The organism is Allobosea sp. GW822-FHT05A11 (assembly GCF_058800455.1).
Window position 1 is genome coordinate 887323 of sequence record NZ_JBXAMI010000002.1, and the last position, 17294, is coordinate 904616.

At 65.8% G+C, this 17294-nt stretch carries 19 protein-coding genes and 1 pseudogene; 12 read left to right on the forward strand and 8 right to left on the reverse strand.

The features are described from left to right. Nucleotides 1–13 precede the first annotated feature (13 nt). The 3 genes from AC1RLU_RS09495 to AC1RLU_RS09505 all read left to right on the forward strand — a co-directional run bounded on the left by AC1RLU_RS09495 (nt 14) and on the right by AC1RLU_RS09505 (nt 3232). Nucleotides 14–955, forward strand: a complete 942-nt coding sequence (locus AC1RLU_RS09495; protein WP_492795200.1) for an ABC transporter permease — start codon at nt 14–16, stop codon at nt 953–955. A 62-nt stretch (nt 956–1017) separates the two neighbouring features. Further along, nucleotides 1018–1842, forward strand: a complete 825-nt coding sequence (locus AC1RLU_RS09500) for an ABC transporter permease (RefSeq protein WP_492795202.1) — start codon at nt 1018–1020, stop codon at nt 1840–1842. 43 nt (nt 1843–1885) lie between these two features. After that, the gene (locus AC1RLU_RS09505; RefSeq protein ID WP_492795204.1) at nt 1886–3232 is read left to right on the forward strand and encodes a class-II fumarase/aspartase family protein; all 1347 of its coding nucleotides are present in this window, start codon (nt 1886–1888) and stop codon (nt 3230–3232) included. 254 nt (nt 3233–3486) lie between these two features. Here the strand turns inward: AC1RLU_RS09505 and AC1RLU_RS09510 are convergent, their stop codons facing one another. Then, complete coding sequence (locus AC1RLU_RS09510) at nt 3487–4281, reverse strand: DUF4394 domain-containing protein (protein ID WP_492795206.1); 795 nt, start codon at nt 4279–4281, stop codon at nt 3487–3489. Between the two features lie 188 nt (nt 4282–4469). On the opposite strand from AC1RLU_RS09510, the gene AC1RLU_RS09515 reads away from it, so the two are divergent. Continuing rightward, nucleotides 4470–5030, forward strand: coding sequence for a sigma-70 family RNA polymerase sigma factor (locus tag AC1RLU_RS09515; protein ID WP_492795208.1), 561 nt, complete (start codon nt 4470–4472; stop codon nt 5028–5030). Then, on the forward strand, nt 5027–5749 hold the full coding sequence (locus AC1RLU_RS09520; RefSeq protein ID WP_492795210.1) for an anti-sigma factor: 723 nt from the start codon (nt 5027–5029) through the stop codon (nt 5747–5749). Before AC1RLU_RS09515 ends, AC1RLU_RS09520 begins: the two co-directional genes overlap by 4 nt. Nucleotides 5750–5790: 41 nt before the next feature. On the opposite strand, the gene AC1RLU_RS09525 is transcribed toward AC1RLU_RS09520, so the two are convergent. Genes AC1RLU_RS09525 through AC1RLU_RS09535 form a run of 3 tightly spaced genes read right to left on the reverse strand, consistent with a single transcriptional unit; the run spans nt 5791 to nt 9136 of the window. Further along, nucleotides 5791–7026 (reverse strand): class I SAM-dependent methyltransferase, encoded by a 1236-nt coding sequence (locus AC1RLU_RS09525; protein ID WP_492795212.1) that lies wholly within the window; start codon nt 7024–7026, stop codon nt 5791–5793. Further along, nucleotides 7023–7826, reverse strand: a complete 804-nt coding sequence (locus AC1RLU_RS09530; protein ID WP_492795213.1) for a DUF1365 domain-containing protein — start codon at nt 7824–7826, stop codon at nt 7023–7025. The genes AC1RLU_RS09525 and AC1RLU_RS09530 overlap by 4 nt, the downstream gene beginning before the upstream one ends. Beyond that, nucleotides 7823–9136 (reverse strand): NAD(P)/FAD-dependent oxidoreductase, encoded by a 1314-nt coding sequence (locus AC1RLU_RS09535; protein ID WP_492795214.1) that lies wholly within the window; start codon nt 9134–9136, stop codon nt 7823–7825. The genes AC1RLU_RS09530 and AC1RLU_RS09535 overlap by 4 nt, the downstream gene beginning before the upstream one ends. On the opposite strand from AC1RLU_RS09535, the gene AC1RLU_RS09540 reads away from it, so the two are divergent. From AC1RLU_RS09540 to AC1RLU_RS09565, 6 genes are all read left to right on the forward strand, one after another. Then, nucleotides 9120–9911: a hypothetical protein gene (locus AC1RLU_RS09540; RefSeq protein WP_492795215.1), complete on the forward strand. Its 792-nt coding sequence runs from the start codon at nt 9120–9122 to the stop codon at nt 9909–9911. The genes AC1RLU_RS09535 and AC1RLU_RS09540 overlap by 17 nt on opposite strands. 31 nt (nt 9912–9942) lie before the next feature. After that, complete coding sequence (locus AC1RLU_RS09545) at nt 9943–10311, forward strand: DUF2147 domain-containing protein (RefSeq protein ID WP_492795216.1); 369 nt, start codon at nt 9943–9945, stop codon at nt 10309–10311. 73 nt (nt 10312–10384) lie between these two features. Beyond that, on the forward strand, nt 10385–10987 hold the full coding sequence (locus tag AC1RLU_RS09550; protein ID WP_492795217.1) for a sigma-70 family RNA polymerase sigma factor: 603 nt from the start codon (nt 10385–10387) through the stop codon (nt 10985–10987). Continuing rightward, nucleotides 10984–11610 carry a ChrR family anti-sigma-E factor gene (locus AC1RLU_RS09555; protein ID WP_061971494.1) on the forward strand — a complete coding sequence of 209 codons (627 nt, stop codon included), beginning with the start codon at nt 10984–10986 and terminating at the stop codon, nt 11608–11610. Before AC1RLU_RS09550 ends, AC1RLU_RS09555 begins: the two co-directional genes overlap by 4 nt. A gap of 44 nt (nt 11611–11654) precedes the next feature. Then, nucleotides 11655–12410 carry a DUF1295 domain-containing protein gene (locus AC1RLU_RS09560; protein WP_492795219.1) on the forward strand — a complete coding sequence of 252 codons (756 nt, stop codon included), beginning with the start codon at nt 11655–11657 and terminating at the stop codon, nt 12408–12410. Next, nucleotides 12407–13429 carry an SAM-dependent methyltransferase gene (locus tag AC1RLU_RS09565; RefSeq protein ID WP_492795220.1) on the forward strand — a complete coding sequence of 341 codons (1023 nt, stop codon included), beginning with the start codon at nt 12407–12409 and terminating at the stop codon, nt 13427–13429. Before AC1RLU_RS09560 ends, AC1RLU_RS09565 begins: the two co-directional genes overlap by 4 nt. Nucleotides 13430–13447: 18 nt before the next feature. Here AC1RLU_RS09565 and AC1RLU_RS09570 read toward each other — a convergent pair whose 3' ends face one another. Beyond that, nucleotides 13448–13861 carry a DUF2177 family protein gene (locus AC1RLU_RS09570; RefSeq protein ID WP_492795221.1) on the reverse strand — a complete coding sequence of 138 codons (414 nt, stop codon included), beginning with the start codon at nt 13859–13861 and terminating at the stop codon, nt 13448–13450. Between the two features lie 142 nt (nt 13862–14003). On the opposite strand from AC1RLU_RS09570, the gene AC1RLU_RS09575 reads away from it, so the two are divergent. Next, nucleotides 14004–14849: an alpha/beta hydrolase gene (locus AC1RLU_RS09575; RefSeq protein WP_492795222.1), complete on the forward strand. Its 846-nt coding sequence runs from the start codon at nt 14004–14006 to the stop codon at nt 14847–14849. 327 nt (nt 14850–15176) lie between these two features. Here the strand turns inward: AC1RLU_RS09575 and AC1RLU_RS09580 are convergent, their stop codons facing one another. The 3 genes and pseudogenes from AC1RLU_RS09580 to AC1RLU_RS09590 form a co-directional block, all read right to left on the reverse strand. Then, nucleotides 15177–16058: a PhzF family phenazine biosynthesis protein gene (locus AC1RLU_RS09580; protein ID WP_492795223.1), complete on the reverse strand. Its 882-nt coding sequence runs from the start codon at nt 16056–16058 to the stop codon at nt 15177–15179. Nucleotides 16059–16154: 96 nt separating this feature from the next. Next, nucleotides 16155–17153, reverse strand: a complete 999-nt coding sequence (gene dusA, locus AC1RLU_RS09585; RefSeq protein ID WP_492795224.1) for a tRNA dihydrouridine(20/20a) synthase DusA — start codon at nt 17151–17153, stop codon at nt 16155–16157. 51 nt (nt 17154–17204) lie between these two features. Continuing rightward, a pseudogene (locus tag AC1RLU_RS09590) lies at nt 17205–17294 on the reverse strand (ABC transporter permease); the annotation flags it as partial.

Below are 17294 nucleotides of genomic sequence, written 5' to 3' on the forward strand. Positions count from 1 at the left end.
GCGCGAGGCTTCGGTGATCGTCTTCCTGCTCCGACGCATCATTCAGATCATACCGGTGGTACTCGTCATGTGCGCGGTCGTCTTCGCGACCTCGTTCATGCTGCCGGGCGACCCGACGCTGACCATCCTCGGCGAGAATGCTCCGGCTGCAGCCAGGGCTGCTCTTCGCGCCGAGATGGGGCTCGACCGCCCGGTCCCGCTCCAGTTCGTCGACTGGCTCGGCCGGGCACTGACCGGCGATCTCGGCAAGTCCTTCAAGACCGGCGAGCCGGTGATGGACATGCTGCTGACCCGCGTCCCGGTCACTCTGGAGCTCACCGTCCTGGCTATCCTTCTGGCCATCGGCATCGGCGTGCCGCTCGGTATCGTGGCGGCGCTCCGCCGCAACAGCTGGATCGACACGCTGGTCAGCGTGCTGTCGGTGTCGAGCCTGGCGATGCCCTTCTTCTGGGTGGGCATGCTGCTGATCATGCTCTTCACCCTGCGCCTGGGTTGGCTTCCGCCGTCCGGCTACGTTCCATTCCTCGAGGATCCGCTGCGTAACCTGCAGCTCATGGTCATGCCGGTGCTGACCGTCGGCACGGCCTATGCCGCCTTGCTGATGCGCCAGACACGCGCTGCCATGACCGAGGTTCTCTCGCAGGATTTCGTGCGGACAGCCCGCGCGAAGGGCATGGCGGAGCCGCGCATCATCGTGCGCCATGCCCTGCGCAACGCCCTGATCCCGATCATCACGGTGATCGGTCTCCAGTTCGGCGGACTGATCGGCGGGGCGGTGGTGACAGAAACGGTCTTTGCTCTTCCCGGCCTCGGCCGGATGATCACCAACGCGATCTTCGAGCGTGACTACATGGTCGTCCAGGGTGCGATCCTCGTCATCGTGGTCGGCGTCATCCTCGTGAACCTGGTGACTGACGTGGCCTATTCGCTCCTCGATCGGCGGGTCGAGCTATGAGTATCGTTTCGGAAGCAGGCCGACCCGCGCAGTCATCGGGAATGCCTTCTCGCAGTGGTCAGATGCTGGTGGCCCTGCGCAAGCTGTGCCGCCATCGCTTGGGAAGCATCGGCGGGACAGGTCTTCTCATCCTGCTGAGCTGCGCGGCTTTCGCCCCCTGGATTGCACCGTTCGACCCCAACGAGATCGATTACGAGGCATTGCTGGAAGCGCCGAGCGCGCGCCATTGGTTCGGCACAGATGAGTTGGGACGCGATGTCCTATCGCGTGTGCTCTACGGAAGCATGACCTCCCTCAAGGTTATGGCGCTCGCGATTTCGGGGGCGCTGGTTTTCGGCGTCACGCTCGGGATCATCGCCGGCTTCGTCCGGGGCTGGTTCGACGACGTCGCGATGCGCGTCATGGATGGGCTGTTCGCGTTTCCGACCATCATTCTCTCGCTGGCGATCGTGGCTGCGCTCGGCCCGAGCCTGACCAATGCCATCATCGCGATCGCCATCGTGAACATCCCGGACTTCGCGCGCCTGGTCCGAAGCGAAGTCATTACGGTGCGGCAGCTCGATTATGTCCAGGCGGCGCGTGCGATGGGCCAGACCAACGCCCGGATCCTCTGGCGGCATGTCTGGCCGAATGTGCGCGGCAGCGTGATCGTCTACGCCTCGCTGAAGGCGGCAGCCGCGATCATCACCGAAAGCGCGCTCTCCTTCCTGGGGCTGGGCGTCCAGCCGCCGGATCCGACCTGGGGCTCGATGCTGTCGGGCGCGATGCAATACAGCGATGCCTGGTGGATCGGTATCTTTCCCGGCCTCGCGATCTTCCTGACCGTTCTGTCGCTCAACCTGCTCGGCGACGGCCTGCGCGACGTGCTCGACGCCCGCACCAACTGAGCGCCCAAACTTATCCTATCCCGTCTCGTGAAAGGCCGACCCCATGCAGGACAGTGCATCAACCGCAAACCGCGTCAAGGAGCCGGGAATCCGGCCCCTCTTCACGCTTGAGAGCCGCTGGCAGGCCTGGCTCGACGTGGAGGCTGCACTGGCGCGCGCGCAAGCGAAGATCGGCATGATCCCGCCCGGCGCGGCCGAGGCGATCACGAACGCCGCGAAGCTGGAACTGCTCGACAGCGAGCGCATCCGGGAAGGTTTCCTGCGCACGGCTCACACGCTCGTGCCGCTCGTCTGGGAGCTCGGACGCGTCGTCGGCGAGCCGCATGGCGGCTGGGTCCACTGGGGCGCGACCACGCAGAACATCGTCTCGACGGGCGACCTGCTGCTCATCCGCCGTGCGCTCAACACGATCAGGGGGCAGGTCCACGAGATCCTGGCATCGATGGCGACGCTGGCCGAGAGCGGCGCTGATATGGTCATGGCGGGGCGCACGCATGGTCAACACGCCGTGCCTATTACCTTCGGCTACAAGGTGGCGACCTGGATCGACGAACTCCTGCGTCACTTGGACCGCATGGACCAGGCCGAGCCCCGGATCATCGCAGCCATGCTCGGCGGCGCTGCTGGTACATTCGCGTCGTTCGGACAGGAGGGACGTGAACTTCAGGCGCTGCTGGGCCAGGAGTTGAACATGCCGGCTATGGATGTCCCGTCGCGAGCGGTCGGCGACCGCGGAGCGGAATACGTTTGCCTCCTCGGTATGCTGGCCGCAACCTCCTCCAGGGTCGGCCGCGAGGTCTACACGCTGATGAAGACCGAGTTCGGCGAACTTGAGGAGCCTGTTCCGGCTGGTACCGTTGGCAGTTCGACGATGCCGCAGAAGCGCAATCCCAAGCTGTCGCAGGATGTCGTCAGCCTCGCCGCAGAGATCAGGGCCATGGTGCCTCTCGCGCTTGAGGCCATGCAGACCGAGCACGAAGCGGATCGCACGACAGATGTGCTGATGCAAACGGTCGAGGCGAATGTCAGCGTCACGACCGGAGATATGCTAGCCCGTCTGATCACGATCATGGGTGGGCTTAAGCTCGATCCCGAACGGATGCGCAGGAACCTCGACCTCAGCGGCGGCATGATCATGTCCGAAGCGGTGATGTTGAGCCTGGGAAAGACGCTCGGGCGACAGCATGCGCACGACGTCGTCTATGATGCCGCCCAATCGGCTGCGACCACGGGAGCGGATTTCGCCCAACTTCTGTCGAGCGACGAAGCGGTCAAGGCGCGCCTGACAGCCAAAGAGATCTCCGATCTTCTGGACCCGGCCGCTTACACCGGGTTGTGCGCAGACATGGCCAAGGACGCCGCCCGGAGGGTCAGAGCGGTCTCGGCATAGCGCGAAGCGCAGCCAAAATCCCGCAGCTCTCGCCAGCAAAGCTGCGAAGGGGCGCTGAGCGCGCTTTCGCAGCACCGGCCTGCCAATCGCTTGTCGCAAATCACGGAGTGATCCGCGACCGACGCGCCAATTGCCGACATTGGCTGGCTGCCCGGAATCAGACATTTCAAGCAGCGCATGTTCGCCTGAAGTGCGGGGCCATGGCGACCCCGACGCCCGCCAGAAGGCCGGCGTCGGCTTCATCTCAAACGAGGCTACATTGCAGGGAGGACCGCGATGTCCCTCGCTGCGGCGCTGAGCCCGGTCACCTTTCCGACGGTAGTGGCCTTGCCGGTCTTGAGATCGACCTTGTGAAGCGCACCGTCGGCGAGCAGCCAGCCGGTATTGGAGCCGTCGCGGCCCGCCTCGATGTCGAACGCGATCTCCTTCGGCATGACGCCGAGCTTGCCGACCGCGCCCAACACGCCGTCATTGGGCGGTGCCTGCTTGATCAGGCCGCCGATCTTGCTGTCGATGTTGTAGAGAGTGGTTTCCTTCGTGCCCTTGACGGAGTTGGTGTAGGCGCCGGCGACGATCATCGGGGCTTCGCCCTTGTGCATGTCGGTCTCGGCGAATTTCAGCTTTCCGTCGACGGTCGTCTTGCCGTCATCGACGTTCACGCGCAGATTGGTGCCGTCGGAGCCGATCACCCGCAGCCGGTCGGCCGCCGGATTGAAATCCACCGTGGCCATCGCGCTGGCCGATAGCACGGTGTCCATTTTGGACTTCGTCGTCGCCTTGCCCGCCTTGTCGACCGTGTAGATCGTGCCGTCGGCGCCGAGGGCGTAGAGCATGCCGTCCGCCGGCCTGACGTCGATGCCGGCGATCTTGCCGGCAATGCCGGTGACCTTCATCGAAGCGCCGGCCTTCAGGGTCGCGGTGTCGATCATCGTGAGCGTATCGTCGCCGGTCAGGGCTGCGAGCATGGCGGCTTGGGCGAACCCGCCGCCAGCGAAGCCAGCAGCCAGGATCGTCGAAACGGTGAGGGCGAAACGGGTCGTCTTGGTCATCTTGTCCTCCGGTTCTGTCGGGCGCCATGGCATGAATGCCGGTTCGCGGCGCGCATGCCGGATAGAGCCGGGCCATCGCGCTGGATGCGCCGGGAAAAATAAATCGGGCATGGTGCATCCAATGCCCCGGCGACTGCGTATCCTCCCGTTGCCTGCTTTGGCCGGCGTCGCCGAGAAAAGGAGACCAAATGGCCGGCAGCGCCGCGCAGTCGCAGGGGTCGGAGATCGAGCAGGCGCTGGCGGCCTGCGCAGGCGGCGACAAAAACGCGCTCCGCCGCATCTACGACCAGGAATGCCCGCGTATGATCGGCGTGGCGCAACGCATGCTGAAGCGCCGAGCCCTGGCGGAGGAAGCGGTGCAAGACAGTTTCATCCTGATCTGGCGACATGCGGCGCGCTTCGATCCGCAACGCGGCTCCGGCCTGACCTGGATTTACGCCATCCTGCGCAACCGCTCCCTCTCGATCCTGCGCGACGAGCGGCGCATGGAGATCGACGAAAACCCTGTCGCCGTGGAGGCGGCCAGCGAGGATGACGATCCTGAAACCGTGATCGCGAAGCTCTCGGACGCAAAGGCCCTGCGCGGCTGTCTTGAGACATTGCCAGCGCCGCGGCGCGGGATTGTGCTGCTCGCTTTCGTTCAGGGGCTGAGCCATGGCGAGATCGCGGGCAGGCTTGGCATGCCGCTCGGGACGGTGAAATCGTGGATCCGCCGCTCTCTGATCGCGCTCAAGGAGTGCCTCGGATGACGCTGGAACCCGATCACGAGATTCTCGCCGGAGAATATGTGCTGGGCTTGCTCGACGGCGCCGAAAAGGCCGCTTTCGAGAGCCGGCTGGCGGATGATGCCGGGCTGGATGCCGCGGTGGTGCGCTGGCAGACACGGCTGGCGCCGATCGATGCAGCCGCGCAGAGGGTCGAGCCATCGGCAGGGCTCTGGCAGCGCATCGAAACTGGGCTCGACGGAACCGGCGCTTCGCGCGGGGCCGCGGCTTCACGGCCTGTGCGCAGTATCCGGTTTCCGCAATGGTGGGACAATCTGCGGCTCTGGCGTGGTGCCGCTCTTGCCGGCGTCGCCGCGGCGGTTCTGCTCGCCATCGGGCTCGTCACGGCCCTTGATCGCGCCCGTCGCCAGCCGGTGATGGTCGCCGTTCTGCTGACGGACACGAATATCGCCGCGGCCGTGGTGAACACCTTTGCCGACGGACGTGTCGAGCTGCTGCCACTTCAGGATATCGCAGTGCCGCAAGGGCGCGCCCTTCAAATCTGGACGCTCTGGGACCGGGCGGCCGGGCCGCGCTCGGTCGGGCTCATCGACCGCGCCCGCGCCGTCCCGCTGCGGCTGGACAATCTGCCGCTCGGCGCCGACCAACTCTTCGAGATCACCGTGGAGCCGGAAGCCGGCTCTCCGACAGGACGTCCGACGGGACCGATCGTCGCCAAGGGACTGACCGCGCGGCGCCTCTAGCCGTAGGTGGGGCGGAGCGCCGATATGGAGCGGCGCTCCCGTCAGCGGCCCTGCAAGGCAAGCAGGTTGACGTCGATCGTCCCCGCGCGAAAACCCGCTTCGCAATAGCAGAGATAGAACTCCCAGAGCCGGCGAAACGGCTCGTCGAAGCCAAGCGGCGCGATCTCGGTCCAGCGCTCCAGGAAGCGGCGGCGCCATTCCTTCGCAGTCAGGGCGTAGCTGTCGCCGAAGTCGAGCTGTTCGACCACCCCGAGCCCAACTGTCTCGGCGCTGCTCTTCAGCACCGGAACCGATGGGAGGCAGCCGCCAGGGAAGATGTAGCGCTGGATGAAGTCGGTGCCCTGCTGATAGTCCTCGAACAGGGCGTCGTCGATCGTGATCGCTTGCAGGACGACGCGGCCGCCGGGCCGCAGCGAGCGGCGAAGCGTCGCGAAATAGGACGGCCAATAGGCGCGCCCCACCGCCTCGATCATCTCGATCGAAACGATGCGGTCGAACTGGCCGGAAATGTCGCGGTAGTCCTGAAGCCGCAGGCTGACGCGATCGGCAAGGCCGGCTTCAGCGATGCGCCGTTGCGCGGCGTCGAGCTGGGCCGGCGACAAGGTGATGGCCGTGACGCGACAGCCTTCGCTGGCCAGCCGCTCGGCCAGCGCGCCCCAGCCACAGCCGATCTCGAGGATATGCTCGCCGCCCGAAAGACCGAGCATGGCGACGATCCTGTCGAGCCGGCGCCGTTGGGCGGCCTCGAGCGTTTCGCTCGGTGCTTCATAGAGCGCGGAGGAGTACATCATGCTGGCGTCGAGCCAGTGGCCATAGAAGTCGTTCCCGAGATCGTAATGCGCCGTGATGTTGCGGCGGCTGCCGCGACGCGTATTGGCGTTGAGCACATGCCGCAGGCGGTTGAGCAGACGCGTCGGCCAGGCGCCCGAGACCAGCTTGCGCAGGGTCGCATCGTTGCGCGCGCCGAGTTCGATCAAGGCCGTGAGATCCGGCGTATGGAGGTCGCCGTCGCGATAGGCTTCGGCCAGCCCGATGTCGCCGTCGATCAGCAGGCGGCGCATCGCCCGCCAGTTGACGAGGATCATCGTCGCCTGCGGCCCGGGCGAGGCTTGAGCACTGCAATGGCGCTCGCCATCCGGTGTGAAAACCGTCAGACGGCCGATCTTGATGTGGGACAGCAGCCGGCGCAGGAACCAGCGCGACAGGCCGACGCCGCGCGGCAGCGCCAGCGGCTGTTCGACCGTCCGAAGATGTTGTTCAGTCTCGGGCTGGCTCATGGCTGCATCGATTCTTTCGCGTGAGGCGTCGCGGCGCTGCCAAGAGTGAAGGGTCGCTCCGGCGCGGCCGGATGAGGTCGCCAGGGAATCCGCTTCGCCAGCAGCCGCAGCGCGTGCCAGTGGATGGCGGCGGTGACCTTCAGCGTGAGCAGCGGATGCGTCGCGAGCAGCCGCAGCAGGGCCGCATCGCTGAGCTCCGTTCGCTTACCGCTCAGCACGGCCGTGATCAGGCGGCCCTCGGCGTCATGGCCGTCTATGGCGACGGAAATGCGCTGTCCGGGAGGGGTGACCGCGAAGGCGTAGCGCATGTCGAGGTTCATGAACGGCGAGACGTGGAAGACCTTGTCGGCCTCCTGCCGAAGCGCGCCTCCCGTGGAATCGGCGGGCGCGACGTAGCTGTGGGTCTCGCCGAAGGTGTTGTGCACTTCGTAGACGGTGGCGCAGAGGCTGCCGTCGCGGCGATAGCAGAAATAGGTGCTGAGCGGGTTGAACGCGTAGCCGAGGATACGCGGCATGGTCAGCAGCCGGATCGGGCCGCCATCATGCGCGATACCGGCATTCGCCAGGACGGCTTCGATCTGCGGCCGCAGGGGCCGGCCGCTGCGATCCCCGTAATCCGCGTCGCGAAATGCGTAGAGATTGAAACGGTTGCGCGAGAACAGCGCGAGCTTCGCGGCCAGTCGATCGATCTCGTCGAGATCGAGGAGCATCCAGAAGACGCGGTAGGCCAGCGCATGGGGGCGGGGCCGGAACCGATGATGCCTGACACGGCCGACATAGAGGGCGGATTGCCAGTTCATGCGGCTTGCTCCAGCCGAGGCCCGATTGGAATGCGCCCGGACTCATTGCGAACCCGCCAGGGCCGACGAACGCCGCCGAGTTCCTCGGCCACTGCGAGCCCGGCCTGCAGGCCGTCCTCATGGAAGCCCGATCCGACATAGGCACCGCAAAACCAGCTTCGACGTGTGCCCTGAAGCCACCAGAGGCGCTGTTGCGCGTCGAGAGCCGCCGCGTCGAAGAGCGGATGATCATAGATCTCCTCATGGAGGACTGCGTCCGCACGCAGCGTGTCCGGCGGGTTGAGCGTGACGAAGAGAGGCGGCTCGTTCGGCAAGCCTTGCAGCCGGTTCATCCAGTAGGTGACCGCGCAGGCGGCGTCCAGCCGGGCGCGGTCGCCGATATGGTTCCAGCTCGCCCAAGCGCGGCGTCGCTTCGGCATCAGCGCTTCATCGCCATGCAGCACGGCGCGGTTGCGGCTATAGCGGAACGCGCCGAGCGTTTCGACCTCGGCCTGGTCGGGATCGGCCAGCATGGCAAGCGTCTGGTCGGCATGGGAGGCGAAGACGACCTGGTCGAAGGTCTCGTTCCAACCGTCGCCCGTCAGAACGACATCGTCGGTTCCACGCCGAACCTGCCTCACCGGCGAGCCGAGCCTCACTTCTCCCGAAAAGGCGGTGCGCAGCTTCTGCACATAGACGCCGCTACCGCCGGTGACGGTGCGCCAGATCGGCCGGCCGGCGAGCTGGAGCAGTCCATGATTGTGATGGAAGCGCAGGAAGGCGGCGGCAGGATAGGACAGGATTTCCGAACAGGGGGCCGACCAGATCGCTGCCGCCATTGGCAGGAGGTGGTCGTCCCGGAAGGCGGCCCCATAACCGCCGGCGGCGAGATAGTCGCCGAGTGAAACATCGGCCGCACCGCCCGCCAGCGTGTCCCTGGATGCGTTCCGGTAGAAGCGGGTGATATCCTGCAGCATCGCCCAGAAGCGCGGGCGCACCAGATTGCTGCGCTGGGCGAACAGCCCGGCGACGCTGGTGCCGCTATATTCGAGCCGGCCGCCATCGAGCGATACAGCGAAGGACATCTCGGTCGGCCGCGTGGCGACGCGAAGATGCTCCATCAGCGCGATGAAATTCGGATAGGTCGCCTCGTTGTAGACGATGAAGCCGGTATCGACCGCCGTTTCGCCGCCGGCACCCGCAATGCGAACCGTGTTGGCGTGACCGCCTAGGCGAGGAGCCGCCTCGAACAGCACGACGTCATGGGCCTGCCCCAGCAGCCACGCCGCCGAGAGGCCGGAGATGCCGGCACCGATGACGGCGATCCGCATCGCCTTTCCTTGTGCCCGCTCCATCGTCGCGTTTGCGCTTTTCATGACGGGTATACGCGGCAAGGTCCGGACTGGATTTGCCGCGGCGCGACCAAAAACGCTCGGGGCCTGTGACCCGCCGTCGGGCTTCCTGCGTAAGCGAGGAAAGGCCGGGAGATTCCGCGAGGGCTGGACGATGTCGATGAATCGACTGAAGCGGGTAGTCGCCGCAATCGGCGCCTATGCAGCGCATCCCGATCCGCGGGCGGCGATCGCCAACACCGTCGCGCTCGTGATCGTCTCGAACCAGCCGTTCTATCCGCTGTATCTTTACTGGGCGGTCTCGCCCGTCATCGCGCCGTCCTATGTCACTTTCCTGTCGACGCCGTTCTTCGCGGCCGTGCCGGCCGCCATGCGGTGCAGCTCCTTGTTCGGGCGATCACTGCTTCTCATCGCCGGCATCGGCAACACATTGCTCTGCCGCGCCGCTTTCGGTCTCGCCTCCGGGGTCGAAGTCTTTCTGTTTCCCTGCCTGATGCTCGCGCTGATGCTGTTTTGCCGCCCGGAGCGGGGCTTCGCACTCGGCTTCGCGGCGCTCGCCTTCATCGCCTATCTGCTGCCGGCAACGCTGCTCGGCGCGCCGGCGCATCTTTACGCGCCCGGCGAATACGCCGCCTTGCAGCGCCTGAACTTTCTGAGCGCGGCGTCCCTGACCGCGCTGATCGGATGGCTCTTCACCGCGCGCCTCCACACGATTTCGCGTGCCGATGAAACCGACGACGGCCGTGGAGCGTAGAGGTCGAGACATTGGCTGAAAGGGCATCGTCATGAAGCGTCTTCTGCTCGCTCTCGCTCTGGCTTCTTTTTCAGCCGCGAGCGCGGCTGCCGCTGGCCTCGACGGGACATGGTTGCGCGATGACGGCAATGCGCGTGTGCGCATCGCCCCATGTGGCGACAAGATCTGCGCCACCAATCTCTGGATCGGCGACACCAGCAAGGGCGAGGCGGCCGGCGACAAGCTGGTCATGACGCTGGCTCGCCAGCCCGACGGGACGTTCTCGGGCAACGCCTACGATTCCAAGCGCGACTGGACCTACTCGATGACGATCACAGTGACGCCGGGTACGCTCACCACGCGCGGTTGCATCGTCGGGCGCCTGATCTGCCGCGACGTGAACTGGAAGGCCGCCGAGTGATGGCGGGTGACCTCGTCCCGGTGATCCGGAGCGGTTCCGGCCGCGTATCTCATACATGGTCCCCGCTCTCGCCTTGACTGTCGACGGCATGCGCGAGGTGGGAGCCAGCGCTCAAGGAGGTCGTTTCATCGTCTTGTTCGACCCCAACAGACTGATTGCCGCCATTGCGCGCTCGGGGGACCGGGCCGCTTTCGCCGCGCTGTTCGACCATTTCGCGCCGCGCGTGAAGGGGTTGCTGATGCGCGGCGGAGCCTCGGCCGAGCTCGCCGAGGAGGTCGCGCAGGAAACGCTGCTGACCGTCTGGCGCAAGGCTGCCCTGTTCGACCCCGCCAAAGCGAGCGCTTCGACCTGGATCGCCACCATCGCGCGCAACCGGCGCATCGACATCGCCCGTCGCGAAACGCGCTCGCGGCTGTCGCAAGCTTACGAGATTTTGGATGAAGAAGCCCCCGAACAACCCGATGCGATGCTATCCGGCGCCGAACGCGACGCGCGCGTGCGTGCTGCAATGACCCAGCTTTCTGTCGATCAGTACCGTGTGGTGGAACTCGCCTTCCTGGAAGGCTTCAGTCATCAGGATGTCGCCGATCGCCTCGCCATCCCGCTGGGCACGGTGAAATCCCGCCTGCGCCTGGCACTGTCGCATCTGCGCGGCCGGCTGGAGGATCTGCGATGAGCATCGGGCATCGCCCATCCGATGAGACGCTCACTGCCTTCGCCGCAGGGCAGCTCGACGAAGGCTTGGCGCTGGTCGTCGCCTGCCATATCGAGGCGGATCAGGAGAGCCGGCGCCGCCTGCGGGAACTCGAGGCCGTACAAGGCGCACTGCTGGATGCGGTCGAGCCCATCCCGATGGCTTCCGGCCCAAATCCTCCGGCCACCGCAGCACGAGCCGAGCCAGGGCCGGCTGCAGCCGTCCCGATGTCCGAAACCGGAATGCCGAAGGTGCTGCGCCCCTATGGCCTCGGTCCCTGGCGCCCGATCGGCATCCGCATCGCCATGCGCCGCGTCGAGGTTCCCGGTGCGGGCGCGCGCGTCTTCATGCTGCGCGCTGGGCCGGGGATCGCCTTGCCGCATCACAAGCATACCGGGGTCGAATGGACCACGATCCTTGCCGGTGCTTACGAGCACGAATACGGGCGCTATGCGGCCGGGGATTTCGACGAGGCCGATTCCGAGCACGATCACACGCCGCGCGTCGATCCCGTCGAGGGCTGCACCTGCATCGTCGCGATGACGGGGAGCGTGCAGTTGCAGGGCTGGCTCGGCCGGCTGCTGCAGCCGCTGGTGCGGTTTTGACGATCGCCTCCTTCATCGTGGCTGTTGTCTTCGTGGCCTTGGCCATGTCCGCCTTCATGGCCTTGGCGACGATGGTCGAGCGCCGCACCGGCAACTCCGGCTGGATCGACGTGGTCTGGACCTTCGGACTGGGCCTGACGGGTATCGCCGCCGCCTTGCTGCCTTTTGGGGCGGGGCCGATGCCACGACGCCTCGTCGTGGCCGGGCTCGCATTCGCCTGGGCGCTTCGGCTCGGCCTGCATATCGCGCGACGGACGACCGGCATCACCGAAGATCCCCGCTATGCGAAGCTGAAGCGGGACTGGGGAAGCGCTGCGCCGCAGCAACTGGCCCGGCTGCTGCAGATGCAGGCGGTGGTCAGCATTCCCCTGGGATTGGGAATCGTCCTCGCGGCACATAGCCCCGCGCCAGCGCTGGGCTGGCGGGATTTTGCCGGTGTCGCCGTGTTCGCCGCCGGCCTTGCGGGAGGCGCCATCGCCGATGGGCAATTGCGGACCTTCGCACGCTCGGGAGCGGGCGGCGTCTGCGACTCTGGCCTGTGGCGCTGGTCGCGGCACCCCAACTACTTCTTCGAGTGCCTGCTCTGGTGCTCCTATCCCGTGATCGCGCTCGCGACCGGCTACCCCTGGGGCTGGCTTGCCTTGCTGGCACCGGCCTGCATCACGCTGCTGCTCACCCGCATCTCCGGCATTCCGCCCCTGGAAGAGCACATGCTCGCCAAGCACGGCGAGGCCTATCGGGCCTATCAGCATCGAACCAGCGCCCTGATCCCGCTGCCGCCGAAAGGAGCGACGTCATGACGATCATGCAGAAGCTTTCGACCTGGGGCGAAGGGCTGCCCGTACCCGATGCCGTCAGCCGCATGGTGATCGCGTCGCTGGTCGGGCGCACGGCGCGCTCGCTGGCAGCGCAATCGGCCGGTGCCGCGGCCTTCGCCCGCGACATGGCGGAATTTCCGATAGCCGTTCATACCGACGCCGCCAATGCCCAGCATTACGAGGTGCCGGCCGCTTTCTTCGATCAGGTTCTCGGCCCGCGGCGCAAGTATTCCTGCTGCTATTACGCGGATCCCGGCGACACGCTGGCCGCGGCGGAAGACAAGGCGCTGGAGCTGGCCGCGGAGCATGCCGATCTCGCCGATGGGCAGGACATCCTCGAACTCGGCTGCGGCTGGGGTTCGCTCTCGCTGTGGATGGCGGAGCGCTATCCGCTGGCGCGGATCGTATCGGTCTCAAACTCGGCTTCGCAACGCGCCTATATCGAAGAGCAGGCGCAGCGCCGTCATCTCTCCAATCTCCGCGTCGTCACCGCCGACATGAACGAGTTTGGCACGGAGGAGCGCTTCGATCGCGTCGTATCCGTCGAAATGTTCGAACACATGGCGAACTGGCGCGAGCTGCTCGGGCGGGTTCGTGACTGGCTGAAGCCGGACGGCCGGCTCTTCATCCATGTCTTCGCCCATCGGCAGGGCTGCTACCGTTTCGACACCGCCGATACGGGCGACTGGATCGCGCAGCATTTCTTCACAGGCGGCCTGATGCCGAGCGCGACGCTCGCGCACCAATTCCCCGATCTCTTCACCGTCGAGGCCGAATGGCGCTGGGGCGGCGAGCACTATCGCGCGACGGCAGAGGACTGGCTGGCGAATTTCGATCGCAACCTCGCGAAGATCGATCCGATCCTGCGCGAGACCTATGGTGCGGATGCGTCGCTCTGGCGTCGGCGCTGGCGGCTGTTCTTTCTGGCCACGAGCGGACTGTTCGGCCATGAAGGCGGCGATGTCTGGGGCGTTCATCACTACAGGTTGCGCGCGAACTGACGGATTGGCCGACTGGGGCTAGAACCAGCCCCAGTCGGCCGCCCGGCGGACGACGCCATAGGCGATCCATGTGCACAATCCGACGACGACCGTGCCGTAGACGAGATCGACGAGCGTGATCGTCAGCGTCCAGGGGCGCAGCGTGGCGTAGTTCGTCAGATCGTAGGTCGCATAGGCGAGCAGGCCGATGAGCGCGCCATTGAGCAATGCGGCGCCCGCGCTGCCGTCACGCAGCGCGGGCATCAATGCGAAATAGACGACCCCGAGCGGGAAACCGAAATAGAACAGCGCGGCCGGCCAGTAGCGCACCTGCTCGACGATGAGATCGCCGAGCGCGGGCCGATAGAGCCTTGCCGTCATCGTGCCCAGCCAGATGGCGTCGCAGATGCCGAAGGCGACGATGAAGGCGATGTAACCGGCGACGAAGCGCATGGCGATCTCCAGTTCTGCAGGGACATACGTGGGGAGAGCCGGCGTGGTTCAGTATCGTCCGTGGACCCTGCGCGCCGCACCGCAAATCCAACGCAACGAAAGCAGCGTATAGATCGCGATGCTGCTCCTGCCATTGGCGACCATGACAATCGAAATCTCCAGGCGCACGATCCTGCCCCTGTTTGCCGGGCTCGGCCTTCCCGGCTGCGCCATCCTGCGTCCAGGCGGCTTGATCGAGGGCGCGCGGGACGTCGCCTACGGCCCTCATCCACGACAGCGAATGGATATCTATGTCCCCGATGGCGGCGCAAAGGCTCCGAGGCCGGTCGTCTTCTTCATCTATGGCGGCTCATGGGCCAACGGGGCCAAGGAAACCTACGCATTCGTGGGAGAGGCGCTTTCCGCTCGCGGCTTCGTCACGGTGATCGCGGATTATCGTCTGGTGCCGGAGGTCCGTTTTCCAGCGTTCATCGAGGACGGGGCGCTGGCCCTGCGTTTCGTGCGCGACAACATCGCCCGCTTCGGCGGCGCACCGGGAGCGCTGCACCTGATGGGGCACTCGGCAGGCGCCTACAACGCGATGATGATGACCTTGGACAAGCGCTACCTTGCCGCGGTGGGGCTAGGCGCCGGCGACATCCGCTCCATGGTCGGGCTGTCCGGGCCCTATGATTTTCTGCCTTTCGAAATCGATGTTACAAAGAATGCCTTCGGGAACGCCCGTTTCCCCGCCCAGACTCAGCCGGTCAACTTTGCGCGTCGCGACGCGCCACCGATCTTCCTTGCGACAGGCTCGGAAGACACGACCGTCCTGCCGCGCAACAGCGAGAGCCTCGCGCAGGCGCTGAGAAAAGCAGGCGCCAAGTCGGTTGCGCTCAAGATCTATCCGGGGCTCGGCCACGCGGGAACGGCAACTTCGCTTTCTCGGCTGTTGCAATGGCAAGCGCCGGTCCTCGGCGATGTCGTCGCGTTCTTGAATGCGACCTGAGACAATCCAACGACCGGGGCTGAGCGACAACACCAGGAATATCGGCGGCGTCATTCCGAACCGCCCGATAGCGGACGTTGTCAGCGTCAGCAATGGGCCAATTTCGGAAGCTGCCCTCCCAGAAGCGAGCCGAGGCTCAGTTGACGCAACCCGCCCGCCGACGGCACAGTGACCTGATTGTGGAAGCACTTTGCCTTAACTGCGGCACTTTCAACTTTAACACTACCGTAGTCGGACTGAAATATTTCAATGGGTTATGAAACGAATTGAAGATCAGTGCGGCAAACTTCGCCTTTCCCCACACCGGCGATAATCCGAAGATCGCAATCAGACCGCGTGGTCGCCCGCCGGCATGACCTCGCCGCCGAGGAGACAGCCGACAGGCCGACCGTCGGCGAAGCCGATCCTGACCCGGATTTCCGAGAGCGCATTCATCGCCCGGCCCTGCAGGATGGTGATGCGGCCGCTGTCGCGGGGAACGAGATCGTTCTTGAGCAGTCCGAAGGCCAGCGCCGCCGCGGCGATTCCGGTCGCAGCATCTTCGGGATAGCCGGAGGATTTCGGGAACTGCCGGGCCTCGAAGCGGCGCTGCGCCTGATCCGCGACGGCGTAAGGATAGAGCCCGGTCGAGGCGATGCGCTCGCAGCACTTTTCCGTGAAGGCCATGTCGGTCGTCAGCGCCTGAAGATGCGCGACGCTCTTCATCGGGATCAGCGTCTTGACGCGCGAGGTCACGGCATTCTGGATCGGCAGGTCGAGCAGATCGCTGCGCGAAATCCGGAGCGTTGCGAGCACGTCCTCCTCCTGCGCGCGCTTGAGGTCGACGACCTTGCCTACCGGCTGGCTGATCTCGACCGTCGGGTTCTCGGTCTCACGGTTCTCGACATAGCCGGTAACGGAGCCGCTGCGCGTCTCGATCCGCATCTGCTCGGCATCGAGGCGGCCGGCCGTCGCCAGGCACCAGAGCGCGCCGATCGTGGCATGGCCGCACATCTCCATCTCGTGGCGCGGCACCCAGAAGCGGAAGGTGAAATCGGAATCGGCGCCGGAGGGCGGTCGGACGAAGCCGGATTCATGGCCATAGCAGGCCGCAATCGCCCGCATGTCCTCATCCTGCAACGCCGCCGCATCGATCACGATCGGACAGGGATTGCCGCCCTGCCCCTGATGCGTGAACACGTTGACCAGCCTGATCCCGTCCTGCGCCATCGCCCTGCCCGCCCCGTCGAAACTGGAATCGCCCCTGCTACGAAGGACTGCTACGGCTTCGCAGCAAATCGCGTTTCCCGCAACGAACCGGCGCGATCAGGCGGCGGCTGCGGCCTCGTGGCGCGACACATGGGCTATGGCGGCACGCAAATCTCCCAGCGTCGCCTCGGCGCCGACGCAGCGCTCGGCGAGATGGCGGCGGAACATGCGCGCGCCCGGACGGCCCGGGAACAGGCCGACGAGGTGGCGCGTGAAGGCATGCACGCGCCCGCCCCGCTCGAGATGCGCAGCGATGTACGTCTCCAGCGCCTCCAGCATGGCGAAGGCGTCCGTCACCGGCGCCTCCTGCCCGAAGAGCAGCGGATCGGCCTGAAGCAGGATCTCGGGGTTCTGATAAGCCTCGCGGCCGATCATCACGCCGTCGAGCTTCTCCAGATGCGCCGGCCATTCCGAGGGCGCCTTGATGCCGCCGTTGATCGCGACCGGCAGGTCCGGATTGGCTGCCTTCAGGCGATAGGCACGCTCGTAGTCGAGAGGCGGGATCTCGCGGTTCTCCTTGGGGGAGAGCCCCTGCAGCCAGGCCTTGCGGGCATGGACGATCAGGGCATCGACGCCGGCCGCGCGCACCGCGGCCGTCAGCGCATCGAGCGCGCTTTCAGGGTCCTGATCGTCGACGCCGATCCGGCATTTCACGGTGACGGGAATGGAGACCACCGCCTTCATCGCGGCGACGCAGTCTCCAACCAGGGCCGGCTCGCGCATCAGGCAGGCGCCGAAGGCCCCGCCCTGCACCCGGTCGGAGGGGCAGCCGCAGTTCAGGTTGATCTCGTCATAACCGAAATCGGCGCCGATCTTCGCGGCTTCCGTCAGCAGCGCGGGATCGTTGCCGCCGAGCTGGAGCGCGACGGGATGCTCCACCGCATCGAAGCCGATCAGGCGCTGGCGATCGCCCCGGATCACCGCTTGGGCCGTCACCATCTCGGTATAGAGCAGCGCCTGGCGCGACATCAGGCGGTGGATGACGCGGCAATGCCTGTCTGTCCAATCCATCATCGGCGCGACGGAGAAGCGTATATTCGGGAGCGGCAGGGTCATGGCCGCTCCCCCTAACTCATCCGGCGCGGATTTGCACGCCGGAGGCCTGTCCTATTTCTTCGCCCTGGCGACGATCTGCGTGGGATTGACGAAACGCAGGGCGATGACGAGCCAGATCAGGGTGGTGACCATGTAGATCAC